The sequence below is a fragment of the Tenacibaculum sp. Bg11-29 genome, assembly GCF_002836595.1.
Classification (GTDB): Bacteria; Bacteroidota; Bacteroidia; order Flavobacteriales; family Flavobacteriaceae; genus Polaribacter.
In genome coordinates this window covers 1,535,180-1,560,134 of record NZ_PJBB01000003.1, presented here as the reverse complement: position 1 = coordinate 1,560,134, position 24,955 = coordinate 1,535,180, and the positions used below count along the sequence as shown (strand labels likewise).

The window sequence follows — 24,955 nt, the reverse complement described above, 5'->3', positions numbered from 1 at the left end:
CAATGAGGTTTATAAATATAAATTTTATTCGTTTTTATTAATTTTTATACTTTGGTGTAGCTGTTTTACGCTTATTTAACATCATTGGCCCCATTTTATCTGTTGCACATCTAAAGCCTATAAAGTTTGTAGCCATATATTCAGGGAAATATCTTCTCTGAGCAGGATCTAACCAGTATTCTCTATCTGCCCAAGAACCACCTTTATATACTCTAGATTTATCACTAACTAAAGTAGTTCTTCTTTTTGAATCGTATTTATAGTTATTAATAGCATTCCCTAGAGAATCTAATTCTTTTTCAGGCTTTTGCGGTGAATTATACATTCTTGATGCAAGATCTAATTGATCTTTATCTAACTCATAATCTTTTGATGATGCTTGATCTCCATCTCCTAAACTTGAATTATTTGCTAAATTATAATTTCTTCTCATGTAAGTATCCTCTTTTGTAATTGGGATATACTTAACACTTCCAGGTAAATCTTTTGGTACAATTCTACCATTTTCTAAAGTATCATATTCGACCTCACCTAATTCATCTCCAACGATAACTACTTTTCCGTTTTGATCTATTAATTTCTTAGTAAAAACATTTCCTCTAAAATAATTAAAATCATTTGCTTCAGAATCAATTATAGGTCGATAAACATCTTCTACCCATTCAGCAACGTTCCCTGACATATCATATAAACCAAAAGCATTTGGCGGATAACTTTTAGCTGCATTAGGAATATCAGAACCATCACTACTCCAACCAGCAATACCACTATAATCACCTTTACCTTGCTTAAAGTTAGCTAATTGATCTCCTCTTCTTCTCTTATCTCTATCTCTTGTATATTTACCAGTCCAAGCATATTTCTTTCTACCTCTAATATTATTATATTCACGGTTTTCAAAAATAGCTTTTGCTGCATATTCCCATTCAACTTCAGTAGGAAGCCTAAATTTCTGAGCTAATATACCGTCTGATGATGTTACTTGTCTTCCAGAAAAAGCATCTTTAGATGGTTTTGGTTCTCCTTTTTTTCTAGGTAATGGAATTCCTTTTTTGTAAATAGTTGAATCCCCATCAAATAATGCATAAGGATTCGTTAAATATGTATCTGTATCAAAATTATTCTTTCCTTTAAAACTTAACGAATCTTCTTTAAAGATATTTTTTATAACACCTTTATCCATTAATATTTTTAAATTAACTGCGTTTGTACGCCATTTACAATATTTATTTGCTTGTAACCAACTAACACCTACAACTGGATACTCAGCATACGAAGGGTGTCGCAAATAACTTTCAGATAACAAATTAGTATTTCCTAATCCTTTTCGCCAAACTAAAGTATCTGGTAAAACAGATTGGTAAATGTTTTTAAATTGTGGTTCTTCTGGAGGGAATATATCTTTAGTGTACTGCATAAATAATCCATATTCTGCATTTGTAACTTCAGTTTCATCCATATAGAAAGAACGTACGTGCATTTTTTTCGGAGTAGTATTCCAATCAAACATTACATCATCTTGTACCAGTCCCATTGTAAAACTACCACCTTCAATATGTACCATTCCAGGAGGAGCTTTCTTACTGTTTCTCTCCTCACCTTTAATATAACCACCATAACTAGGGTCATTAAAGTTCCATCCTGTTAGGGAAGATTTACCTGAACCACCACTTTTACCACTTTTACAAGAAGTAACAAACAAGCTAATGATTACCAATAAACTAAATAATTTAAATGTACTTTTCATCTATTTTCAACTATTTTAAGGGTGCCGCAATTTACAATATTTCTAATTCCTTACAACTAAATTGCAAACAAATTACAGCGTAAAGAACTTACTTATGTAAGATTAAAACGAGATTGTTTGACGTTTAGTATTACGAATTTAAGAAAAAGATTAAAATATCTAGCCTAAATCTTATAATTTTATAATCATATTTGTTTTATTTTAAGATTTAAGAACTATAGAACATAATAATTCTTACTCTGTATCGTTAAAGTAATTATTAAAATTAAAGAAACTGTAGCAGATTTTTAAGAAAATCATATATTTGCTGAACTAAACTAATCGAATTTGTACATGAAAAAATTATCATTTTTATTGTTTTTTGCATGTTTTGCCCTTCAAACCAAAGCACAACAAATCACAACCGCAACTCCATTTTTATTAATATCATCTGATGCTCGTGCTGGAGGTATGGGAGATGTAGGTGTAGCAACATCTGCTGATGCCTTTTCTATTTTCCACAACCCTGCTAAAACAGTTTTCAATAAAAACAAAATAAGTGTTGGTTTAAATTACACACCATGGTTACGTAATTTAACTGATGATATTTTTGTTGGAAACGCTTCATATGTAAATAGATTTAAAGAAAACGCTGCTTGGGGAGTAGATATTAAATATTTTTCTCTAGGAGAAGTTGAATTAACAGATCAAAGTGGTGTAGGTACTGGAACTGAAAACCCAAATGAATTTGCTATCTCTGCTATTTACTCAATGAAATTGAGTGAGAAATTCTCTATGGGAATTGGTTTAAAATACATCAATTCTAACTTAGACATTAATGATAGTAATGTTAATGCTGTTAATTCATTTGCTGTTGATGTGTCTGGTTACTACCAATCTGACGAAAAAAATTACGGAAACTTCAATGGGCGTTATCGTTTAGGTTTCAATATTGCTAATATTGGACCAAAAGTAGAATACACACCTGGTCAAGAAAATTTCATTCCAACCAATGCTAAATTAGGTGGTGGTTTCGACTTTATATTAGATAGCAAAAACATTGTTGGTCTTAATTTAGAATTCACCAAATTATTAGTACCATCAAGTCCTAATTCAACAAGAGGTTGGTTTGACGGAATGTTTACTTCTTTAGGTGATAGAGGTTTTAGTGAAGAACTTAAAGAAACAACTTGGGCATTAGGAGCTGAGTATTTATACAACAATGCGTTTGCACTTAGAGCTGGTTATTTTCATGAAAGTGAAGAAAAAGGTCAAAGACAATTTTTAACTTTAGGAACTGGTTTTACAGCTAAAGCATTTACGTTAGATTTATCTTATTTGGTAAACACATCTTCCGTAAATAATCCATTAGAAAACACTTTACGATTCTCTTTATCATTTGATTTAGGAGAAATATATGAAGATTATTAATAAATTAATTTATTTTTAATAAATTCGTGTAATAAAAAAAGCAGTCTATCTAGACTGCTTTTTTTGTCCAATACTATTTCTCATGAAAAAAATAGAAGTAAAAACTTCAGCTACCGTTTTTAATACATTATCAGAATTAGATCAAGAAGATCAATTATTAATGAATAAAGCTATTGAAGCAAGAGCAAAAGCATATGCTCCATATTCTAAATTTAAAGTAGGTGCAGCTTTTTTATTAGAAAACGGCACCATTGTTTTAGGAAATAATCAGGAAAATGCGGCATATCCTTCTGGTATGTGCGCAGAGAGAGTTGGTGTTTGGAAAGTAGGTTCTGAATTTCCAGGGATAAAAATAAAAAAAATAGCAATTACAGCTGCCTCTGAAAACACTATCGTTAATAAACCTGTTGGACCTTGTGGGGCGTGTAGACAAACTTTATCTGAATATGAAATTAACCAGAAAGAATCTATAGAAATTATTTTTATGGGAGAGGTTGGAGAAATTATTAAAACAACGTCTTTACTCTCTTTACTGCCTTTTTCATTCGATAGCTCGTATTTATAAACAGTAACAAATTCAAAAAAAACACCATTTTTTTTTAGAACATCTAATTATAGCTTGGTTTTTTAAGAATTATATAATTCTTAAAAAATGACTACTAATTAATATCTTAATCTGATTAAAAATGCTTTAATTGTATTATAATATCCTAAAAAATCACAATGGCGTCAGCAGTAATTACTGGAACAGGTTCATATATACCTTCGATAAAAAAAGATAATAGTCAATTTTTAGAAAATTCTTTTTTGAATACCGATGGAACCTCTTTTGAAAGTACCAATACTATAATTATTGAAAAGTTCAAATCAATAACTGGTATTGAAGAGCGTCGTTATGCTAAAACAGCATACAATTCATCTGATTTAGCATTTTTTGCAGCTAAAAATGCTATAAACGATGCAAATATAAATCCTGAAGATCTAGACTATATTATATTTGCTCATAATTTTGGAGACGTAAAAGAAGGTGCTATTCAAAGTGATATCCTTCCTAGTTTAGCTAGTCGTGTAAAGCACTTACTCCAGATAGAAAATCCTAATTGTGTTGCTTATGACATTTTATTTGGGTGCCCTGGATGGATCGAAGGAGTTATTCAAGCACAAGCATTTATAAAAGCTGGTATTGCTAAAAAATGTTTGGTTATTGGTAGCGAAACTCTTTCTAGAGTTGTTGATAAATTTGACCGTGATTCGATGATTTACAGTGATGGAGCCGGTGCTTGTGTTCTTGAACTAAAAGAAAATAGCAATAGTGGTATTTTAAGCCACGCTACTCAAACCTTTACTAAAGACGAAGTTTATTTTTTATTCTTTGGAAACTCTTTTAATAAAGGTCTAGATCAGAATGTGCGTTATATTAAAATGCAAGGACGTAAAATTTATGAATTTGCTTTAAATAATGTACCAAAGGCAATGAAATTTGCTTTAGACAAAAGCAAAATTGATATTAGTGAGGTTAAGAAAATATTTATCCATCAAGCAAATGAAAAAATGGATGATGCTATTATTAAACGGTTTTATAGATTATACAAAAAACCTCTACCTAATGACATAATGCCTATGAGTATTCATAAATTAGGGAATAGTTCAGTTGCTACAGTTCCAACTTTATTAGATTTGGTTTTAAAAGGAAATATAGAAAATCAAGAAGTAAAAGAAGGAGATATTATTATACTTGCCTCTGTTGGTGCAGGAATGAATATAAATGCAATTGTTTACCGCTATTAAAAAACTTCAAAAAATCTAAAATCAAATACTTAAAATCTAAAATCTAAGTACTATTTTTGCGCATGCAACAACACAACGTACTTATTTTAGATTTCGGATCGCAATACACACAACTTATTGCGCGCCGCGTTAGAGAATTGAACATTTATTGTGAAATTTATCCATATAACAAGATACCAAAAAATTTAAACGACTTTAAAGCTGTAATTTTATCAGGTAGTCCAAACTCTGTTAGGGCTGAAGGTGTATTACATCCAGACTTATCAGAAATTAGAGGCAAAAAACCTTTACTTGCTGTTTGTTATGGTGCTCAGTACCTAGCACATTTTTCTGGTGGATTAGTAGCTCCATCTAATACGCGTGAATATGGTAGAGCAAATTTATCATATGTAAAAGAAAACGAAGTCTTCTTTAGTGGTATTTCTACAGGAAGTCAGGTTTGGATGAGTCATTCAGATACAATTAAAGAACTACCTACTGGTGGAGCTTTATTAGCAAGTACTCATGATGTAGATAATGCCGCTTATAAAATTGAAGGAGAAACAACGTATGCTATTCAATTTCATCCAGAAGTATATCATTCTACTGATGGTAAGCAATTGTTAGAAAACTTTTTAGTTACTATAGCTGGTGTAGCTCAAACATGGACTCCAGATTCATTTGTTGACGAAACGGTTAAAGGAATACAAGAAAAAGTAGGAGATGACAAAGTTGTTTTAGGACTTTCAGGCGGTGTAGATTCTACTGTTGCTGCTGTTTTATTGCACAAAGCTATTGGTGAAAATTTACATTGTATTTTTGTTAACAATGGTTTACTTCGTAAAGATGAGTATAAAAATGTATTAAAACAATACGAAGGAATGGGGTTAAACGTTAAAGGAGTAGATGCTTCTGATCGTTTCCTGAAAGATTTAGCAGGATTATCTGATCCGGAAGCAAAACGTAAAAGTATTGGTAAAGTTTTTATTGAAGTTTTTGATGATGAAGCTAACCAAATTGAAAACGCAAAATGGTTAGCGCAAGGTACTATATACCCTGATGTTATTGAATCAGTTTCTGTTAATGGAGGTCCATCTGCAACAATAAAAAGTCATCATAATGTAGGAGGTTTACCTGATTTTATGAAACTAAAGATAGTAGAGCCTTTACGAATGATTTTTAAAGATGAAGTACGTCGCGTAGGTGCTTCTATGGGTATAGATAAAGACTTATTAGGTAGGCACCCTTTTCCTGGACCAGGTTTAGGTATTAGAATTTTAGGAGATGTTACTTCTGAAAAAGTTCGTATTTTACAAGAAGTAGATGCTATTTTTGTTAATGGATTAAAAGAAGATGGTTTGTATGATAAAGTTTGGCAAGCTGGAGCGATGTTATTACCTGTAAACTCTGTTGGAGTAATGGGTGATGAAAGAACATACGAAAAAGTAGTTGCTTTACGAGCTGTTGAAAGTACAGATGGTATGACCGCAGACTGGGTAAATTTACCCTATGAGTTTTTACAAAGAATATCAAATAAAATAATAAATAATGTAAAGGGTGTTAACCGTGTTGTTTACGACATTAGTTCTAAACCACCTGCGACCATTGAATGGGAATAAAGTTCTTATAATAAAAAATAATGTAGATGAAGAAATTTCAATTTTTACTTTTAATTTGTATTTTAACCTTTACCGTTTCCTGTGGTCAACAAAAACGGTATATAACCTATAAAATCCAAGAAGGAGAAACAATACGTGACATTGCTAAACGACTGGATATGAAAACGAAAGATTTACTTCGTTTAAACCCTGATGTTGGCCGAAGACCTGAAGCGAATACACTAATTGTTATTCCTAATCCAAAGATAAAAAAGGGAATTTCTTCACCTTCTTCTGATGATAAAGGTGAAGTCGTTATTACTGACTCTGAAAAACTAGAGAACTCAGATAATAACTCTAATGAAAATTCAAAAAATGATATTTTTCAACAAACAGTATATGAATATGACACCCATACTGTTGCCACTGGAGAAACTGTTTATAGAATAACTAAAGAATATAATATTTCTAAAGATGATTTAATTAAATGGAATCCTGAATTCCCTGGAATTAAAAATAATGACTTAAGTATTGGTCAGGTTTTAAAGGTAAAATCAATTGAAAAAATAATTACAATTGACAGGAAAGAAGTTTTAATAAAATTTTTAACTCATACTGTTAAGAGTAAAGAAACGGTTTACAGTTTAACTCGATTTTATAATATTTCAAAGGAAGATTTAATTCGTTTAAATCCCGAATATCCGAATATAGCAAACAATGAGTTGTCTATTGACCAATTATTAAAGATCAAACCTATTGAAGATGTTAACCCTAATGAAAACTATGCTTTTTACAAAGATAGTATTCAAGAAAATACATCTATTAACTTATCAATACTACTTCCTTTTAAAGCTAAAGAATACAGCTTAGCTTCCGCAACAAACATATTTAATAAGAAAAAAAATAAATATGCTTCTTTAGCCAATATGGTTACCGATTTTTATTTGGGTGCTGAAATCGCCATAGATTCAATTAAAAAACAAGGTATTTATGTAAATGTAAATCTTTTTGACACAGGTAATAGAGGCGATAATATTTCAGTAATTTTAGATGAAGGTAAGTTAGATAATACTGATGTTGTTATTGGTCCTTTTTATTCAGAAAAAACGGAAACTATAGCGAATAAAGTTAATATCCCTGTTGTTTTCCCCCATTTTTCGAATAAACAACAAAAATTTTCTTCTCCTAAACTTATTAAGTCGGCTCCTGATAAAAATAATTATACTGATTATTTAATTTCTTATTTAAAAGAAACCTACAATGGTGAAGAAATTTTTGTTGTTGGTGATGGTACAACTAACTCTAATCAGAAAGTAGAAAAAATTCTTAGTAGATTAAAAACTCATGATTCAATTAAAAAAATTCATGTTTTAAAACCAAAAGATGGCTATATAAAAAGAAATCTTTTCACTAGAAAAATGGCTATAAAAAAGCAGAATTGGGTTATCGTAACATCAGATAAAAATGCTGCCGTAGCAGATGTTTTAAATAGTATGATTGGCTTACCTGATGATATTAATATTCATGTCTTTGCGATAGAAAAGAACAAAGCTTATAATAAAATAGATAATAATAAATTAGCTAGTGTAAATTTCACATATGTATCCGATGTTTTTACAGATGATTCTTCTGAAAACGTAAAAGTGTTTAACAAAAATTATAACAAAAAAAACAACACAATTCCTTCTGATTATGCTATTAAAGGTTTTGATGTTACCTATGATGTGCTAATGCGATTGGCTTCAGGAAAAAAACTAATAACAACTTTTAAAGAAGGAGTATCTCTCCGTGTAGAAAACAAATTTGATTATTACAAAAAAAGCTCAGGCAGTATTACCAACAAAGGTTTATTCGTTGTAAAATACAATGCGGATTTAAGTTTAACAAGACTTAAATAATACTCATAAAAAAGCGGTAAAATTTAAAATCTTACCGCTTTTTTATTTTTAAAGAACCTTATTTTTGTTTCTCTTGCCATTTCCATGAAGACAATAATGCTTCTTCTAATTTTTTTTCACTTCTCCACCCCAATACTTCATTCGCTTTAGTTGTATCTGCATAAGCAGCTATAATATCTCCTAAACGCCTTTCAACTATTTCATAATTTAGTGATTTTTGAGATATTTTTTCAAAAGTTTTAATAACTTCCATTACAGAACTTCCTTTACCTGTACCGATATTAAATGTTTCAAAATTTTGATCATTTTTTTTATTTATTAATCGCTCTACGGCTTTTACATGAGCCTTAGCTAAATCAACTACATGAATATAATCACGTACAGCTGTTCCATCTATAGTAGGATAATCATCACCAAAAACTAGTAATTTTTCTCGATCACCTATTGCTGTTTGTGTTATGTAAGGAATTAAATTTTGTGGTACGCCGATAGGTAATTCTCCTATTTTAACGCTTTCATGTGCTCCTATTGGGTTAAAATAACGTAGTGCTATTGCATTTTTACTATAAGCATTACAACTTTCTTTGATTATTTCTTCACCAATTTGTTTTGTATTTCCATAAGGAGATTCAGCAGGTTTTATAGGTGCTTTTTCTGTAATAGGTAATTCATCTGCTTGACCGTATACTGTACATGATGAGCTAAATATAAAATTATCTATATTTCTATCACGCATTTCTTGGAGCAAATACACCAGACTATTTATATTATTCTCATAATAATCTAATGGTTTCTCAACACTTTCACCAACAGCTTTAAATGCAGCAAAGTGAATGATTCCATCAATTACATTCTCTTCAAAAAACTCTTTTACTACCTTTTTCTCTCTTAAATCTAATTGACTAAAACTTGGTTTTATTCCTGTTATTTCAGTTATACTATCTAATACATTTATTTTGCTATTAGATAAATTATCAATAATGATTACTTCGTATCCCGAATTTTGAAGTTCTACTACAACATGAGATCCGATAAATCCCAAGCCTCCGGTGACTAATATTTTTTTCATTTTTTCTTTTTTTCTTTTTTATACTGATAAAAGCTTTCTTCTTTCAATCATCTTAAACAAGATAAGGTAAACTAATATAAAAACTGAAATACAAAAAAGCATAATTATTAATTGATTAACAACACTTAATGTATACCCAAAATATATAATTATACAGATGAGAACTTGAGTAGATGCGTAAAGAACAGCTACTTTTAGGTGCGATAATTTCATTATATGTATCAACTTTTGATAAATATGTTTTCTGTGTGGTTCCATCACATTTTCTCCTATAGACTTCCTATAACCTAATGTTAAAATCGCATCTACACCATAAATTAAAACAAATAATAACAATATTGGTGATTTTAATTCTTTCATAAAACAAACACCTATAAAAAAAATTAATACAGATATAGAAATACTTCCTATATCTCCAGCAAACATCCTTGCCTTTTTCCTAAAATTATAAAAACCAAAAACTAGTAATGACAATATCACATAGATTATTAAATTATGATCAATTATATGTTCATTTAAGTTAATAAAAAATAACCCCAATAAAATAACAATACTATATAAACCTGTTATACCGTTAATTCCATCCATAAAATTATAGATATTTATGAAGCCCACTCCTATAATTAAGAAAGGTATAAATAATAGAAAATCACTTGCAGTAAACCCAATTTGAATCAAACAAAATCCTATCGATATAAATTGAAAAGGTAGTCTTATAGTAGAGCTTAAAGTTACGATATCATCAATAAAACTAACAATAGCAATTAAAGAGATTCCAATTACGAAAAAAGGGTACTGAAAGTCTGATAAAAAAAAATAGATTAATACTGCTAAAAAAAATAAAACACCTCCACCTCTTACTGTTTGCATCGTATGCGAACTCCTATGATTTGGTTTATCTATTATATTAAATTTATTAGCTAATCTAAAATAAATTATAGACAGAAAGATTAAACTAATTAATACTATGAAATACTCAATCATTATTATATTTTAGTTGTACATTTCATCATAATATGTTTGATAATCACCACTAGTTATGTTATCAATCCATTCTTGATTTTCTAAATACCATTTTACTGTTTTTTCTATTCCTTCTTCAAACTGTAATGAAGGTTCCCAGCCTAGCTCATTCTTTAACTTAGATGAATCTATAGCATATCTTTGATCATGACCAGCCCTATCAGTTACATATGTAATTAATTTTTCTGAAGTACCTTCTGGTCTTCCAAGTAACCTATCAACTGTACTTATTAAAACCTTGATTAAATCAATATTTCTCCATTCATTGAACCCTCCTATATTGTAAGTATCTCCTAATTTACCATTATGAAATATTTCATCAATGGCTCTTGCATGATCGTTTACAAATAACCAATCTCTTACATTATCCCCCTTTCCATATACTGGTAAAGCTTTATTTTTACATATATTATTTATAAATAAAGGGATTAGTTTTTCAGGAAACTGAAAGGATCCGTAATTATTAGAACAATTAGAAATTACAGTAGGAAAACCATATGTATCCTGAAAAGATCTTACAAAATGATCTGAGGAAGCTTTAGATGCTGAATATGGAGAATGAGGATCGTAAGAAGTATTTTCTGTAAAGAAACCTTCTTCTCCTAAACTTCCATATACTTCATCTGTTGAAACGTGATAAAAAAGTTTGTCTTTAAAATCTTCTTTCCATTTGTTTTTTGCTGCTTGTAATAAACTTAAAGTTCCCATTATATTTGTTTTTGCAAATGAAAAAGGGTCTTTAATAGATCTATCAACATGAGATTCTGCAGCTAAATGAATGACCCCATCAATATTAAAATCAACAAATAATCTTTCCATTTTCTCATAATTACAGATATCTTCTTTAACAAATCTGTAATTAGATTTATCTTTTATATCATTTAAATTCTCTAAATTACCAGCATAGGTTAACTTATCTAAGTTAATAATATTATAATTAGGATATTTATTCACAAATAATCTTACGACATGAGAGCCTATAAAACCAGCTCCTCCAGTAATTAATATATTTTTCATTTTTTTTCTTTTTGTAATTCCTTAATACATTCTTTTAATGAATTCCTCCAATACGGTATGTCAATATTGAAATCTTTTTTAATCTTTGCCTTATTCATAAGAGAATAATTAGGCCTTTTTGCAGGTGTTGGATACTCTTTTGTTTCTATCGGATAAACATTACATTTAATATCTGCCATTTCCATTATGGCTATAGCAAAATCATACCAAGAGGCAACTCCTTCATTTGAATAATGATACAACTTCGAATTTAAATCAATTTTTTCTATATCCAATAAACTTACACATAATTCAGCTAAATCTCTTGCGTAAGTTGGAGAACCTATTTGGTCAAAAACAACACCAAGTTTATCTCTTTCTTTACCTAGATGCAACATTGTTTTAACAAAATTACTTCCAAAACTCGAATACAACCAAGACGTTCTAATAACAACACCCTCAATACTCGAACTTAAAACATATTCCTCACCAACTCTTTTAGTTTCTCCATAAACTCCAACAGGCCTTACTTCTTGACTTTCATTATATGGTATAAAACTTTCTCCATTAAAAACATAATCTGTAGAAATATGAATAATTTTTCCGTTGACTTTCTCTAAGGCTAACACTAAGTTATGAACACCTAAAGCATTTACATCAAATGACTTAACATACTCTTTTTCAGCCTTATCCACAAATGTATAGGCTGCGCAGTTTATTACTAATTCTATTTTATTTTTAACTATATATTTTTCTACTAATAATACATTAGTAATATCAAGATCTATTGAAGTTTCAAAAAAAAAATTGTGTAGCCTTTTCTTTTTAGAAACACTCCTTATTTCCGACCCTAATTGGCCAGTAGCACCCGTTACTAAAACATTCATAATTAAGACTTAAAAGGGCTTGTAAATTCATTAAAATATTGAAGTTTTGTGTCTTTCTCAGACAACTTAATGTCAGCTTCATTAAACCTCCAGTCAATACCTAAATCTTTATCATCCCACTTTATACCACAATCATAAGCTGGAGCATAACTATTATCTACTTTATAAGAAAAAATTGCTTCTTCAGATAAAACCATAAAACCATGAGCAAACCCTCTAGGTATAAATAATTGCTTTTTATTATCTTCAGATAATTCAACTGTTATATGTTTTCCATATGTTTCCGAACCAGTTCGAATATCAACGACAACATCAATAACAGCACCTTTAATACATCTTACTAATTTTGCTTGCGCAAATGGCGGTTTTTGAAAATGCAACCCCCTTAAAACTCCTCTAATTGACTTAGATTCATTGTCTTGAACAAAATCTACCTTTCCTATATTTTTCTCAAATTCATCTTTATTGAATGATTCTAAAAAATAGCCCCTGTCATCTTCAAAAACTGAAGGCTCGATAATTACAACTTCAGCAATCCCTGTTTCTACGAATTTCATTCTTTAATAAGGTTCAATAAATATTTACCGTACGCATTTTTATTCAATGGTTTTGCTAATTTTTTTACTTGATCTGCATCTATATATTTCATATAGTAAGAAATCTCTTCCAAACAAGCAACTTTTAACCCTTGACGCTTCTCTATTGTTTCTATGAATTGCCCAGCTTCCATAAGAGAATCATGCGTACCTGTATCTAACCAAGCGTAACCTCTTCCCATTAGCTCTACTTTTAAGTTATCCTGATTTAAATAAGCTTGGTTTACTGATGTTATTTCTAATTCTCCTCTATGAGAAGGTTTAACTTCTTTTGCTATTTGCACTACATCATTGGGGTAAAAATAAAGCCCTACTACTGCATAATTTGATTTAGGATTATTTGGCTTTTCTTCTATAGAAGTCACATTTCCTTCATTGTCAAATTCAGCAACTCCATATCTTTCAGGGTCTTTTACATAATACCCAAAAACAGTTGCTTTCTTTTCTTTTTCAACGTTAAAGCGTGCATTTTGAAGCATTTTAGTTAGCCCATCCCCATAAAAAATATTATCACCAAGAACTAAACAAACATCATCTTCTCCTATAAATTTATCACCAATGATAAATGCTTGAGCTAATCCATCAGGGCTTGGTTGTACTTTATAACTTAGTTTGATTCCTAAATCTTCACCGTTTCCTAATAGTTTTTCAAAATTAGGTAGGTCTTCTGGTGTTGAGATAATTAAAATTTCTCGTATGCCGGCCAACATTAAGACTGATAGTGGATAATAAATCATTGGCTTGTCATATACTGGTAACAACTGTTTTGATACTCCTTTTGTTATTGGATACAACCGTGTTCCACTTCCTCCTGCTAATATGATTCCCTTCATTTTATTTCTTTTTAAAAGAATTTATTGTTTTTATCATCCCTTCTTCTGAAGAAACTGGTAATATTTTTTTTATTGAGTTCTTTACTTTAAGATTACTAACTACATAATTACTCGTTAGTTTTTGTAATTTTTCATTATTAATTGGTAGCCGTATTATATCTCCTAATTTAGCGACAAAGCTAATAATAAATTTAGGAACTTTAAATATTCTTGTTTCGACACCTAATTCATTAGAAATTAAAGTAATTATTTCATTTGTAGAAAGCGTTTTATCATCTGCTAAATTATATATTCCACTAGAAATTTTATCATTACTTAGAAATTCATTAACACAAAACATTAAATTATCTATACTTAGAAATGATCTTTGATTTGGATAATTCCCTAAGGGCCATGGAATTCTTTTTTTAACAAGTTTATATAATAAATTTAAATTCCCTTTATTATTAGGGCCATGAATCATACAGGGTCTTAAAATATAGGCTCTTTTATTAACAGGTAATTTTTTATTTAAAATATATTCTTCTGCTTTTTGCTTTGACAATCCATAATGTGTTTTTGGGTTTGGAATATCTTCTTCTTTTAAACTTTCTTTAACCTCGTCTGCACAAGCCTTAACAGTACTCATAAAAATAAAAACACTTAGATCTGATTTTATGAAAGAATCAAACAATTGCTTCGTTAACTCAAAATTAGACTCATAATAATCATTTGGAGTAGATACATTTCTTAAATCATGTGCTTTACCTGCCAAATGAATCAGAGCATATCCCTGAAGAAAAAACTCTTGAACAGGCTTATACCTAGCACTTAAAGATGACACACTAAATTTAGAATTATCAAAATATTCCAATAGATTAGTACCTACAAAACCTGAAGTTCCTGTTATTGTTACTTTCATATTATTATATAGATTACAACAATGATTTATAAAACTTGTCATGTAAAGAGTAAATTACATCCGCAGAAAAATATTTGAGTACTCTACTTCTTGCATTTAACTTCATTTCATTTAATTTTTTTGAATTTTGATATAAATTAGTCATTTCTACAGAAAACTTATTTATATCCTTAAATGGAACTAAAATACCTGAATAATCATGTTCAATAGAGTCAGAAAGGCCTACAATATCAAATCCAACACATGGAATACCTAATGCAGCTGCTTCAATAACGATTGTCCCAAACCCTTCACTACTACTGGGCAAACATAATACATCGCTTGCAGCAATATATTTTTCATGATTTTCAACTATATCTAAACTAATAATTTTGGATTCAATTTTTTTATGTTTCTCGAACAATTCATCTAGATAGCCTTCTGATTCATCTGGCCCAATAAAAAGTAGTTTAACATTAGGAAAATGTGTGATTTTAGCAAAACTTTCAATTAATTCTACTATTCCTTTAACTATTGATTTTCTAGCTAAAAATAAGTATACAAAATCATTGTTTTTTATCCCTAAATCACTTCTTAAAAGATTCCTGTCTTTTATTATATTGATATCAAATTTTTTTAAATCCACCCCAGAAAGAGATCCCTTACCAAGGTTCTGTATTGGTTTTCCATCAATATGAAACCCATTTTCATACAAGAAATTAGATTGTGACGGACTATCTGTAAGACAAACAGTTGATAACCTAAAAATTAATTTATCAATACTTTTATAAAATTTTCTAATACCTCCTTTTTTTGTTGCCCAAACTTGCCCTGTAAAAGTATGAATTCTTATAGGACAAAATGTAATGTACCCAGCAATTGAGGTTAAAAACCCTGATTTAGGCATTATCGAATGTACAATTGTAGGACGGACCTTTATACAAATAAAAATTAAAACAATTAATGCTTTAAAATCATAAAAAATTGATGTTTTTCTTAGGATTTTATTATCAATAAACGTAACGTAAGGATATTCTTTCTTAAATCGGCTAACGTTATTCCCTGTTACAAATAATTCATAATCGTTTTCGCTTCTTTCTATGAAATTTTTTAAATGCCATGGAACAACTTCTGCCTGTGTAACAACCCTAAGTAATCTAACTTTATTTTCATTACTACTCATTTTCAATAAACATTTCTACAAATTAATAAAAAATCACATTGGTAGATTTATACTTTTTATGTTTTCAATAATTCCTTTTAACTTATTTTTCTCTTTTAAATCTAATTCTTCGTTTCTCCTTTTGGTCAAACTCCCTTGTAAATTAAACATCCCAAAGAGTCTATAAATAAAAGCTTTAAAGTACGTTTTAATAATTTCTTTTTTTAATTCATTCTTTGATAAAATACCACCTCCATAAGTGTATATTATTTTTCGTATAGTTTTTATTGCTCTAATATAATTAGCTATATTTATCTTTCCCTCTCTAACAATGTATAAAGGTTCTTTAACACGTTTAAATTTCGAAAATTTATAAGTCCTAATCCAAAGTTCACAATCTTCTCCTCTAACATAACTAGCATCATATTTATTTTTAAGATACCACTCCTTTTTCCCAACTACACTTGCGTGTAAAAGCATCGCCTTTCCTAATATCTCTTTTGGATTATATTTTATAGGAACAATTCCTCTTTTACCTTCTGGTTCTCCTTTTTCACTTATTGAATAAGTACCTGTATCTACTAGATCTACTAGATTATCAGATAAGAAAACATTCATCTGCTTTGAAATTCGTTCTGGATGCATTAAATCATCCGCATCCATTCTTGCGATATAACTTCCTTTAGCAATAGTAGGTGCTTGATTCAATCTAAACACTAAGCCTTTATTAACTCCGTCACTTACAACTCTTACTCTCGGGTCTATTATACTTTTAGCTATTTTCAAGCTTTTATCTACTGATCCATCATCAAGAAGTATTAATTCCCAATTTTGATATGATTGATTAAATACGGATTTTATAGCATCTAAGAGTGTTGTTTCATTATTATAAAATGGAATAACAATGCTTATTAATGGTTTGTCCATTATTTATAATTTTAAATATTTTCTAAATCCTAACAGGATGATATTAATCGACCTCAATTTTATTGGTATAGTTCCTTTAAATAAAGATTTAATTAAAAAAGAATATCCTTGAGACAAATCTCCCTTTCTAATCAAGATATTTCCTATCTGATAATTCAAAGCAGCTTCTATTTTATCTTTATCAACTTTACGCTTCTCTTTGTCTATAAAATATTGATATAAACTTTTAAATCTATTTATTTGTCTTTCATCATGGCAAGTTATATTATCATCACCTAATCTATAAAACCCTAAAGCAACTTGTAAATAATGGAACCTTACTCTTTTTTCAGCTAATATTAGCCATAATTGAAAATCTTCAACTCCAATAATTTCTTTTTGTTCTTTAAATCTTACATTACCTTTAAAACATTTACTTCTTATACAGGTTGAAGAAGTTGGGATAGCATTTAAATTAAATAACATATCATGATAAGGATCATTTCTTTTTAAATCTCGAGAAGTCATTTTACTATTAACCGCTCCTTTTTTAAAAATATTCAAATCATGATATATAAAATCTATTTTATCTAAATCTAACTTTAATATTGTTTCTAATCTATCCTTAGTATACCAATCATCAGAATCTAAAAAGCAAATCCATTCACCTTTAGCAGAATCTAGCCCTATATTTCTAGGACGGGCTGGACCTCCCCAATTTTCATTCCAAAAATACTGAACATTTAATGTATCTTCAAACTCTTTAGCTATTTCTCGAGAGTCATCATTACTCCCATCATCACAAATCAGTACTTCAAAATTTTTGTAAGTCTGATTTTCTAATGAGATCAAGCATTCTTTTAATTCTTCAGCTCTATTATAAGTCGGTATAATAATTGAAAATTTATATGAAAATACTGACATATTTCTTTATATAATAGATTTAAAATAATCGATAGTTTTTATCAAACCACTTTCAAGATTAACATCTGGATACCATCCTTCTAATTTTTCTTTTGCTAGTGAAATATCTGGTTTTCTTTGCTGTGGATCATCAGATGGTAATGGCATAAAAATTAATTTCGATTTTGACTCCGTAAGTTCAATTACTTTTTGTGCTAATTCAAGCATCGTAAATTCATCTGGATTCCCTGTATTTATAGGCCCTGTAACATCCTCAGAGGTATTCATCATCCTAACCATAGCCTCAACTAAATTATCAACATATTGAAAACTACGAGTTTGAGTTCCATCTCCATAAATAGTAATATCTTCTCCTCTTAAAGCTTGCACTATAAAATTCGAAACAACTCTACCGTCTTCTGGATTCATTCTTGGGCCATATGTGTTAAATATTCTGATGATTTTAATCCTCACCTGGTTTTGACGGTGAAAATCAAAAAAGAGCGTTTCTGCGGCTCTTTTTCCTTCATCATAACAAGAACGAATTCCTATCGGATTTACATTTCCCCAATAATTTTCTTTTTGAGGGTGTACATTAGGGTCTCCATAAACCTCACTAGTAGACGCTTGTAAAATCTTTGCATTTGTTCTTTTTGCCAAACCTAACATATTCATTGCTCCATAAAAAGAAGTTTTCATTGTTTTTATGGGATTTGATTGATAGTGTATTGGAGATGCTGGACAAGCTAAGTTATAAATCTCATCCACTTCTGCATAAAAAGGCTCTACAATATCATGTCTAATCAATTCAAAATTTTTATTTTCTAACAAATGATATATGTTAGATTTTGCCCCTGTAAAATAATTATCTAAACACAAGACTTCGTGTCCATCGTTTAAAAGTCTTTCGCATAAATGTGACCCTAAAAAACCTGCTCCTCCTGTAATAAGTACTCTCTTCATTATATTTTATTTTTTCCCTATGCATAAATATTTAAATCCATGAGATTGAATCTCTTCTGAATTATATATATTTCGTCCATCAACTATAATATTTCCTTTCATTGTTTTCTTTATAACGTCCCAAGAAGGCAACCTAAATTCTTTCCATTCTGTCATTAACACAACAGCATCAGCATTAAGAGCAGCTTCGTAAATATTTTCACAATAAACAACTTCTTCTCCAATTCTACGTTTTGTTTCTTCTATAGCAATAGGATCGAATACCTTAATCGTTGCTCCAGCATCTAATAACTGTTGGATAACTATTAATGAAGGGGCTTCTCTCATATCATCAGTTCCTGGTTTAAAAGCCAACCCCCAAAGTCCTATAATTTTCCCTTTTACGTCTCCTTTAAATTCTTTTTTTAATTTCTCAAAGACAATTTGTTTTTGATTTTCATTTACTTCTTCAACAGCTTCAATAAGAGTCATTTTATATCCATTCTCTTTACCTGTTTGTGCTAATGCCTTCACATCTTTCGGAAAACAAGAACCTCCATAACCTGTACCTGCATACAAAAACTTACTACCTATTCTAGTATCTGACCCTATTCCTTTTCTAACCATATCGACATCAGCTCCTACTATCTCGCACAAATTTGCTATTTCATTCATGAAAGAAATTCTAGTTGCTAACATACCATTAGCTGCATATTTAGTCATTTCTGCTGAAGCAACATCCATAAAAATAATCGGAAAATCATTTAGTGTAAATGGCTTATATAATTTCTCCATCATTTTACGAGCTTCATTCGAATCTACACCAATAACAACTCTATCTGGGTTTAAGAAATCTTTAATAGCTGCACCTTCTTTTAAAAATTCTGGATTAGAAACTACATCAAAATTCATCGAGTTTAGGCCTCTTTTATCTAACTCCTCTTTAATTACCTCCTTTACTTTTATTGCTGTTCCAACTGGGACCGTACTTTTAGTTACTAAAACAAAATATTCTGTAACATATTTACCTACAGTTTTTGCAACATCTAAAACATATTTTAAATCTGCAGAGCCATCATCATCAGGGGGTGTACCAACTGCACTAAATATAACGGGAGTGTCTTTTAGAGATTCTTTTAATGATGTTGAAAAAGATAACCTTTTATCTTTTACATTTTTATGTACTAATTCTTCAAGCCCAGGCTCAAAAATAGGCATAATCCCATTTTTTAAATTATTGATTTTATCCTCATCAATATCTACACAGGTAACATTTGTACCCATTGCAGCAAAACAAGTTCCAGTAACCAAACCTACATATCCAGTCCCTACAATTGTTATCTTCATATTCCTTATTTTTTTTATTTTAATCTTAAATTATTCCGTTCCTCTAACCATCTAGCTACTAATAAATTTACAATTATTAACGGAGTAAATAAAATCACTGCTCCATTTAAAAAAATAAGAACAGTAAGCATATACCATTTAGTTTTTCTTGTGCAATATACTATAAATATCAATATTAGTAGAGTTGAAACAATTCCTAATTCTATCACATTCTTAATAATTTGATTTGACTCTCCTTTATCAAATACTCTTTCAATGTATCCTGGCGACCTTCCAAAAAACAAATCTGGGACAGAAGAATTTGCTATTAATAATAATGACACGAATGCTCTTTCTTCCCTATCGTCAGCTGATGATGTTCCTAAACTTTCAATAATTTTATCTTTTGGTAAAATCAAAATAGCACTTATAAAACCAATTATTAAGAATATATTAACTGTCTTTTGTTTTAATCTTAATTTAGCTAAAATTAAATTTGCTCCTTGTATTCCATAAACAACAATTAACACCACCCAAGACATTGTTGAAAAAGTAGAGATAATTGCTAAAAAAATTATAATTCTAGCAATCAGCCTTTTCTTTTTATCTTTAAAATAACTTGATATTAAAAAAAAATTCGATGTAAAAAAGAAAGCTGTGTAACTTGGTTCAAAAAAATAACCAGCAACCCTACCTATTGATCCCCATTCAAAATATTTCAAATTCACATATCCTAATATTGGGTAGTAATAATAAGTGTAATACTCTTCATCTCCAATCTTTTCTAATTGATAATTAAGTATATCCAAATTAAAAAAAAGGAAAGACATGATTGCTATGATCGCTAATGAAAAAAGAAGTATTAAATAAAATTTAATAATTAAAAAACGGACCCTTTTTATTCGATTAACTCCTATAAATGTACAAACACCTAAAAGCATATAAAAAAAATAATACATCGCTAAAGAGAGTGAATTCCCTACATACAACCAATAAACTAAGCAAAATATATAAAAAATAAAAAAAGGAAGGTAATAATAAAAAAAACGGACTCTCTTATATACAAGAAAAAAAGAAATAGTTGCCAATATACAAAGCGTAGGAACTCTTATGTAAAAACTAACATCTAAAGAAATGATAAAAGGCGCCGAAGCAAATATCAATACTATTAAAAAAAAAGAAAAAATTAATTCTAAAAAATTAAATTTCATTGTAAAATACTTAAAACTATATATATATTACTATCCTTATTACTTTAACTGAGATTTCTCCCATAAAATTGTATCTCTTATTGCTTTATCTAATTCAGTAAACTCAAAATTTAAAATAGATTTTAATAATGAAATATCCAAACAAAATTCTCTTACATCAGATGTTTTAGACTCAACGTATGTAACGTTAAAATTAAGTGTATTACTTTTAATAATGTTTAAAATTGTATTTAATTGTATAGACACCCCTGAACCAATATTAATTGTTTTATTGCTTATCTTTTTTTCTATTAATTTAACTACAATATTTATTAAATCTTTTATATATATATAATCTTTTGACTGCTTACCATCTCCCCAAACTGAGAATACATTTTTATTTACTGCTTTTCTAGCAGCTATGTTAATTGCCCCTTGATTTTTTGACTTATGAAACTGGCCGAAAGGATTAGATATCCTTAAAATTAAGTAGCTAATATTATGTTCTCTTTGATATAAATATAAGTATTTTTCTATAGTTAATTTAATAATACCATATGAGCTTATTGGCATACATAATTCGTTTTCACTCGTTATACCTTGTTTTTTCTCACCATACACTGCACCTCCCGAAGAAATATATAAAATGAAACGACAACTAAACTCTTTCATTACATCTAATAAATTTATCGTCGCTAACAAGTTATCATCAATATCTTTTTTTATATTCTGATTTGATGATACTGGTATTGAAGAAGATGCTAAATGAAAAACTTTTGTTATTTTCCATTTAGAGAATATTCTTTTAAGAAATATATCGTCGCTGTAATTTCCTTCAAAATAATGTATGTTCTCATACATTTTCTCAGGTAAACTTCTTGAAATAACTAAAATATTATTACACCTTACTTGATCATTATTAACATAATAATCAAGTAAATTTTGGCCTATAAAGCCTGTACCTCCAATAATTAATATTGTTTCGTTATCTAATAGCATCTTCGTAAACATTTTTTAAAGATAATCCATAATTTTCAGGAGAAAATTTTTTATATCTATTCTTCGCATTTATTGATAAACTATGTCTTAAATCTTTGTTGTTATAAAGGTTTAAAATTTCACGTGATAGATTTTCTATAAAGTTCTTTAGATTATTTTCAATTAAAATACCATTTGCTTCAGATTCTATTACTTGAGTAATTCCTGCAAAATCTGTAGCAATGATAGGTTTACCTAAACCTAATGCAGAAAGCAACACAAGAGGCATGTCTTCATCTCTAATAGAAGGCAGCATAAAAACGTCTGCTAAATCTATATAATCTTCACTATTATCCTTGTATCCTAAAAGAAAGACATTCTTTTGTAAATCTAATTCAGTAATCTTATCTTTTATGAGGTCCTCATCTTCTCCATTTCCAACTAACAGACACACTATTTTTTCTTTAATTTTTGGTTGCTTTTTTATTAATAAAGCAATTGCATCAATAAGATATTTCTGACCTTTTCTTTCTGTAAGAAAACCTACTTGAGTTAAAATAAAACTATTTGCCGAAATACTTAATTCATCACAAATTTCGTTTTTTGTTTTTTGCACTTTTACCATTGGTGCACAATTATTAACTATTCGAATTTTACCTTCAGAAAAGCCTCTATTTTTTATTAATGTATTTTTCGCCTTTATAGAAGCATTAATAAAATAGAAAACCTGTTTATTTATAAATTGGTCTATTAACTTAACGAAAAAACCTTTTCTTATTCTTGCTTGATTATTTACTTGATAAATAATTTTTCTTTTAATCGTTAAGTAATTTGCAAAAACCAAAACATTACATGTTTTAGCTCCTGGATATCCTCCATTATTAATATGAATAAGATCTGGTTTAGACCTTATTAAGAAAAATATTAATGTTATTAAGTTCCAAATGAAATATAATTTTAATTTTTCTAAAATATAGAACGGTAATTTAAATATAGTTTTAATTAAAAAATGTACTCTTAGACAATTTATTCTATGGAATAAGGATTCGTTTGACAGTAAAAATAAAGGGTAATTATCATTTCTATCAAATACATTATCATTTTGAAGCCCTAACTCATATTTATTATATTTTCTATAAGAAAAAAGGAATTTATAATGTTCATTTAAAACCTTATTTTTCAATAAAAAAGTCATTAGTTTTTCACTTCCACCATAGATATAGCAATCACTAAAGATTAATATTCTTTTATTTCGTGTCATATTCCCTTATCTTTTTAAAGTTTTCAGAACTTGAGATCGCCAATTATTAGAAGATAAATAATGTATTATAAATGCTCCTACAACAATTACTCCAATGGATAACATAACTATTAATAAATTAATTTTATTCTTTTCAAAAGGTAAATAATTCTTTATTAAGATTGCTGATATTATTAAAAAAAGTAAAGACAAAAACATTGGTTTAAATATAATCAATATAGATTTCCAAAAACTCATCCCCATATATCTCATCATTATTCTATAATAAAAAACCATAGAAATAGTAAAAGCTGTAAATTTAAATATAGCAAACGCTAATACTCCGATATGTGATACAGACAAAATAATTCCTATCCAAAATATAAATGGAAGAAGAGCTGCTAAATAATATAATTCCTTTAATCTTTCTTTTGCTACCAACAAATTACTTATTGGATAGGTGATAAAAGCAAAAAGATAGCACATTATAAGTAATTGAGAGATATACACGGAATTACTATAGTTCTCACCAACCCAGCACAAAATAAGAGGTTTTAAAAGCATTGCCATTGTTAGTATAGGAAACACGACTACTGGAGCTAACATAACTACTATATGTTTTAAAAATGACTTAAGTCCTTCTTCATCATCAAGACCTATAAAATGATTAAAACGTGTGTTAAATGGCGAAAATAAAATACCAAAAATACTTCTAAAAAAAGTTAATACAGTTAATCCTATTGCATAAACTGCTACTTGATTTACACCTAAAAACTTTCCAATTATTACAGAATCTAACTCATAATATAAAATCCAAGAAAAAGTTATGAAAAGACTCGCAAAAGCTAACTTCTTAGTTTTATTAAACACCTTTTTATTAAATTTCAATGAATTGATTAATAACTTGAAATCATATTGATACCTTTTTCTTGCTATTATTAGAGCAAAAGATGATGTCGCTAAATTTACTATTTGTGTAAAAAGAAAATAACCTATAATATTATACTTCCCATTATTAAAAAACCACAAAACAGAAATAATTTTTAATAAGCTTCCAACAATATTAATCCTCTGGCAAATAAAATCATCTAATCTTATTCCAAAAATCATTTGAGAAAGCCTTTGAAGTAATGTAACAATTGTAAAAAGCCCTAAAATTAACAACAATGTTGACGCTATATATTCTTGACCATTTCCTTTAATATCTTTTATAAAAAATGTAGGATAAAAACTAACTATTATGAAAAAAGAAGAAAATAACAATAAAAATATAAGCAAGACAAAACTAGTAAAACCAATTGTTTTTATTTCATTCTCTCTATCTCCTTTAGCAAAGTATTCAGTTGCATATTTTTTACCAGCACCTACAAAACCAAAGTCAGCATAGGTTAAAAATATTGAAAAAGAGATGCATATAGTATATACCCCATATGTAGTTTTATCTGAAGTTAAATATGGTATAACAATAAATAATGTCAAAAAATTCAGCAATAAAGAAACTCCTTGCCAAAAATATATTTTTAAATAGTTTTTAGAATATGATTTTTGCACTATAGTTTTATAATTGTATTGATTATTTTTTTCATAAGTAAACATTCGATTTA

The 24,955-nt window shown here is 28.8% G+C and carries 22 protein-coding genes; 5 read left to right on the top strand and 17 right to left on the bottom strand.

The features are described from left to right. Window positions 1-37: 37 nt before the first annotated feature. The gene (gldJ, locus tag CXF68_RS06930) at window positions 38-1,747 is read right to left on the bottom strand and encodes a gliding motility lipoprotein GldJ (protein ID WP_101043609.1); all 1,710 of its coding nucleotides are present in this window, start codon (window positions 1,745-1,747) and stop codon (window positions 38-40) included. Between the two features lie 333 nt (window positions 1,748-2,080). Between gldJ and porV the strand changes: the two genes are divergently transcribed. The 5 genes from porV (at window position 2,081) to CXF68_RS06905 (ending at window position 8,420) form a co-directional block, all read left to right on the top strand. After that, on the top strand, window positions 2,081-3,157 hold the full coding sequence (gene porV / locus CXF68_RS06925; RefSeq protein ID WP_101043607.1) for a type IX secretion system outer membrane channel protein PorV: 1,077 nt from the start codon (window positions 2,081-2,083) through the stop codon (window positions 3,155-3,157). Between the two features lie 82 nt (window positions 3,158-3,239). Then, the gene (cdd, locus tag CXF68_RS06920) at window positions 3,240-3,722 is read left to right on the top strand and encodes a cytidine deaminase (protein WP_101043605.1); all 483 of its coding nucleotides are present in this window, start codon (window positions 3,240-3,242) and stop codon (window positions 3,720-3,722) included. Between the two features lie 158 nt (window positions 3,723-3,880). Beyond that, window positions 3,881-4,945, top strand: coding sequence for a 3-oxoacyl-ACP synthase III family protein (locus tag CXF68_RS06915; RefSeq protein ID WP_101043603.1), 1,065 nt, complete (start codon window positions 3,881-3,883; stop codon window positions 4,943-4,945). Window positions 4,946-5,007: 62 nt separating this feature from the next. Continuing rightward, entirely contained in the window at window positions 5,008-6,543 is a 1,536-nt protein-coding gene (gene guaA / locus CXF68_RS06910; RefSeq protein ID WP_101043601.1) for a glutamine-hydrolyzing GMP synthase, read from the top strand. A gap of 26 nt (window positions 6,544-6,569) precedes the next feature. Next, entirely contained in the window at window positions 6,570-8,420 is a 1,851-nt protein-coding gene (locus CXF68_RS06905; protein ID WP_101043599.1) for a LysM domain-containing protein, read from the top strand. 58 nt (window positions 8,421-8,478) lie between these two features. On the opposite strand, the gene galE is transcribed toward CXF68_RS06905, so the two are convergent. The 16 genes from galE to CXF68_RS06825 all read right to left on the bottom strand — a co-directional run bounded on the left by galE (window position 8,479) and on the right by CXF68_RS06825 (window position 24,947). Next, a complete protein-coding gene (gene galE, locus CXF68_RS06900) occupies window positions 8,479-9,489 on the bottom strand; it encodes a UDP-glucose 4-epimerase GalE (RefSeq protein ID WP_101043597.1) in 1,011 nt (336 codons plus the stop codon). 18 nt (window positions 9,490-9,507) lie between these two features. Further along, complete coding sequence (locus CXF68_RS06895; protein ID WP_101043596.1) at window positions 9,508-10,473, bottom strand: UDP-GlcNAc--UDP-phosphate GlcNAc-1-phosphate transferase; 966 nt, start codon at window positions 10,471-10,473, stop codon at window positions 9,508-9,510. 9 nt (window positions 10,474-10,482) lie between these two features. Next, complete coding sequence (gene rfbB, locus CXF68_RS06890; protein WP_101043594.1) at window positions 10,483-11,529, bottom strand: dTDP-glucose 4,6-dehydratase; 1,047 nt, start codon at window positions 11,527-11,529, stop codon at window positions 10,483-10,485. After that, window positions 11,526-12,395: a dTDP-4-dehydrorhamnose reductase gene (gene rfbD / locus CXF68_RS06885; RefSeq protein WP_101043592.1), complete on the bottom strand. Its 870-nt coding sequence runs from the start codon at window positions 12,393-12,395 to the stop codon at window positions 11,526-11,528. The genes rfbB and rfbD overlap by 4 nt, the downstream gene beginning before the upstream one ends. Before the next feature lie 2 nt (window positions 12,396-12,397). Beyond that, the gene (gene rfbC / locus CXF68_RS06880; RefSeq protein ID WP_101043590.1) at window positions 12,398-12,952 is read right to left on the bottom strand and encodes a dTDP-4-dehydrorhamnose 3,5-epimerase; all 555 of its coding nucleotides are present in this window, start codon (window positions 12,950-12,952) and stop codon (window positions 12,398-12,400) included. Further along, on the bottom strand, window positions 12,949-13,824 hold the full coding sequence (rfbA, locus tag CXF68_RS06875) for a glucose-1-phosphate thymidylyltransferase RfbA (RefSeq protein WP_101043589.1): 876 nt from the start codon (window positions 13,822-13,824) through the stop codon (window positions 12,949-12,951). The genes rfbC and rfbA overlap by 4 nt, the downstream gene beginning before the upstream one ends. 1 nt (window position 13,825) lies before the next feature. Next, on the bottom strand, window positions 13,826-14,725 hold the full coding sequence (locus tag CXF68_RS06870) for an NAD-dependent epimerase/dehydratase family protein (RefSeq protein ID WP_101047394.1): 900 nt from the start codon (window positions 14,723-14,725) through the stop codon (window positions 13,826-13,828). Window positions 14,726-14,738: 13 nt separating this feature from the next. Then, window positions 14,739-15,887, bottom strand: a complete 1,149-nt coding sequence (locus CXF68_RS06865; RefSeq protein WP_101043587.1) for a glycosyltransferase — start codon at window positions 15,885-15,887, stop codon at window positions 14,739-14,741. A gap of 33 nt (window positions 15,888-15,920) precedes the next feature. Continuing rightward, window positions 15,921-16,793, bottom strand: a complete 873-nt coding sequence (locus CXF68_RS06860; RefSeq protein ID WP_101043585.1) for a glycosyltransferase family 2 protein — start codon at window positions 16,791-16,793, stop codon at window positions 15,921-15,923. Window positions 16,794-16,796: 3 nt separating this feature from the next. Then, window positions 16,797-17,696 (bottom strand): glycosyltransferase family 2 protein, encoded by a 900-nt coding sequence (locus CXF68_RS06855; RefSeq protein ID WP_101043583.1) that lies wholly within the window; start codon window positions 17,694-17,696, stop codon window positions 16,797-16,799. 6 nt (window positions 17,697-17,702) lie between these two features. Then, the gene (locus tag CXF68_RS06850) at window positions 17,703-18,638 is read right to left on the bottom strand and encodes a UDP-glucuronic acid decarboxylase family protein (protein ID WP_101043581.1); all 936 of its coding nucleotides are present in this window, start codon (window positions 18,636-18,638) and stop codon (window positions 17,703-17,705) included. 6 nt (window positions 18,639-18,644) lie between these two features. After that, window positions 18,645-19,964: a UDP-glucose/GDP-mannose dehydrogenase family protein gene (locus CXF68_RS06845; RefSeq protein WP_101043579.1), complete on the bottom strand. Its 1,320-nt coding sequence runs from the start codon at window positions 19,962-19,964 to the stop codon at window positions 18,645-18,647. 14 nt (window positions 19,965-19,978) lie between these two features. Then, window positions 19,979-20,752 carry a hypothetical protein gene (locus tag CXF68_RS06840; RefSeq protein ID WP_157821867.1) on the bottom strand — a complete coding sequence of 258 codons (774 nt, stop codon included), beginning with the start codon at window positions 20,750-20,752 and terminating at the stop codon, window positions 19,979-19,981. 441 nt (window positions 20,753-21,193) lie between these two features. Beyond that, window positions 21,194-22,144: an NAD-dependent epimerase/dehydratase family protein gene (locus CXF68_RS06835; protein ID WP_101043575.1), complete on the bottom strand. Its 951-nt coding sequence runs from the start codon at window positions 22,142-22,144 to the stop codon at window positions 21,194-21,196. Continuing rightward, the gene (locus CXF68_RS06830; RefSeq protein WP_101043574.1) at window positions 22,119-23,372 is read right to left on the bottom strand and encodes a glycosyltransferase family 4 protein; all 1,254 of its coding nucleotides are present in this window, start codon (window positions 23,370-23,372) and stop codon (window positions 22,119-22,121) included. Before CXF68_RS06830 ends, CXF68_RS06835 begins: the two co-directional genes overlap by 26 nt. 6 nt (window positions 23,373-23,378) lie before the next feature. After that, window positions 23,379-24,947: a lipopolysaccharide biosynthesis protein gene (locus tag CXF68_RS06825; RefSeq protein WP_101043573.1), complete on the bottom strand. Its 1,569-nt coding sequence runs from the start codon at window positions 24,945-24,947 to the stop codon at window positions 23,379-23,381. Window positions 24,948-24,955 lie beyond the last annotated feature (8 nt).

Excerpts from the sequence above, each read along its gene's own strand:
- gldJ (WP_101043609.1), bottom strand. The coding sequence starts at position 1,747 with ATGAAAAGTACATTTAAATTATTTAGTTTATTGGTAATCATTAGCTTG.
- porV (WP_101043607.1), top strand. The coding sequence starts at position 2,081 with ATGAAAAAATTATCATTTTTATTGTTTTTTGCATGTTTTGCCCTTCAA.
- cdd (WP_101043605.1), top strand. The coding sequence starts at position 3,240 with ATGAAAAAAATAGAAGTAAAAACTTCAGCTACCGTTTTTAATACATTA.
- CXF68_RS06915 (WP_101043603.1), top strand. The coding sequence starts at position 3,881 with ATGGCGTCAGCAGTAATTACTGGAACAGGTTCATATATACCTTCGATA.
- guaA (WP_101043601.1), top strand. The coding sequence starts at position 5,008 with ATGCAACAACACAACGTACTTATTTTAGATTTCGGATCGCAATACACA.
- CXF68_RS06905 (WP_101043599.1), top strand. The coding sequence starts at position 6,570 with ATGAAGAAATTTCAATTTTTACTTTTAATTTGTATTTTAACCTTTACC.
- galE (WP_101043597.1), bottom strand. The coding sequence starts at position 9,489 with ATGAAAAAAATATTAGTCACCGGAGGCTTGGGATTTATCGGATCTCAT.
- CXF68_RS06895 (WP_101043596.1), bottom strand. The coding sequence starts at position 10,473 with ATGATTGAGTATTTCATAGTATTAATTAGTTTAATCTTTCTGTCTATA.
- rfbB (WP_101043594.1), bottom strand. The coding sequence starts at position 11,529 with ATGAAAAATATATTAATTACTGGAGGAGCTGGTTTTATAGGCTCTCAT.
- rfbD (WP_101043592.1), bottom strand. The coding sequence starts at position 12,395 with ATGAATGTTTTAGTAACGGGTGCTACTGGCCAATTAGGGTCGGAAATA.
- rfbC (WP_101043590.1), bottom strand. The coding sequence starts at position 12,952 with ATGAAATTCGTAGAAACAGGGATTGCTGAAGTTGTAATTATCGAGCCT.
- rfbA (WP_101043589.1), bottom strand. The coding sequence starts at position 13,824 with ATGAAGGGAATCATATTAGCAGGAGGAAGTGGAACACGGTTGTATCCA.
- CXF68_RS06870 (WP_101047394.1), bottom strand. The coding sequence starts at position 14,725 with ATGAAAGTAACAATAACAGGAACTTCAGGTTTTGTAGGTACTAATCTA.
- CXF68_RS06865 (WP_101043587.1), bottom strand. The coding sequence starts at position 15,887 with ATGAGTAGTAATGAAAATAAAGTTAGATTACTTAGGGTTGTTACACAG.
- CXF68_RS06860 (WP_101043585.1), bottom strand. The coding sequence starts at position 16,793 with ATGGACAAACCATTAATAAGCATTGTTATTCCATTTTATAATAATGAA.
- CXF68_RS06855 (WP_101043583.1), bottom strand. The coding sequence starts at position 17,696 with ATGTCAGTATTTTCATATAAATTTTCAATTATTATACCGACTTATAAT.
- CXF68_RS06850 (WP_101043581.1), bottom strand. The coding sequence starts at position 18,638 with ATGAAGAGAGTACTTATTACAGGAGGAGCAGGTTTTTTAGGGTCACAT.
- CXF68_RS06845 (WP_101043579.1), bottom strand. The coding sequence starts at position 19,964 with ATGAAGATAACAATTGTAGGGACTGGATATGTAGGTTTGGTTACTGGA.
- CXF68_RS06835 (WP_101043575.1), bottom strand. The coding sequence starts at position 22,144 with ATGTTTACGAAGATGCTATTAGATAACGAAACAATATTAATTATTGGA.
- CXF68_RS06830 (WP_101043574.1), bottom strand. The coding sequence starts at position 23,372 with ATGACACGAAATAAAAGAATATTAATCTTTAGTGATTGCTATATCTAT.
- CXF68_RS06825 (WP_101043573.1), bottom strand. The coding sequence starts at position 24,947 with ATGTTTACTTATGAAAAAAATAATCAATACAATTATAAAACTATAGTG.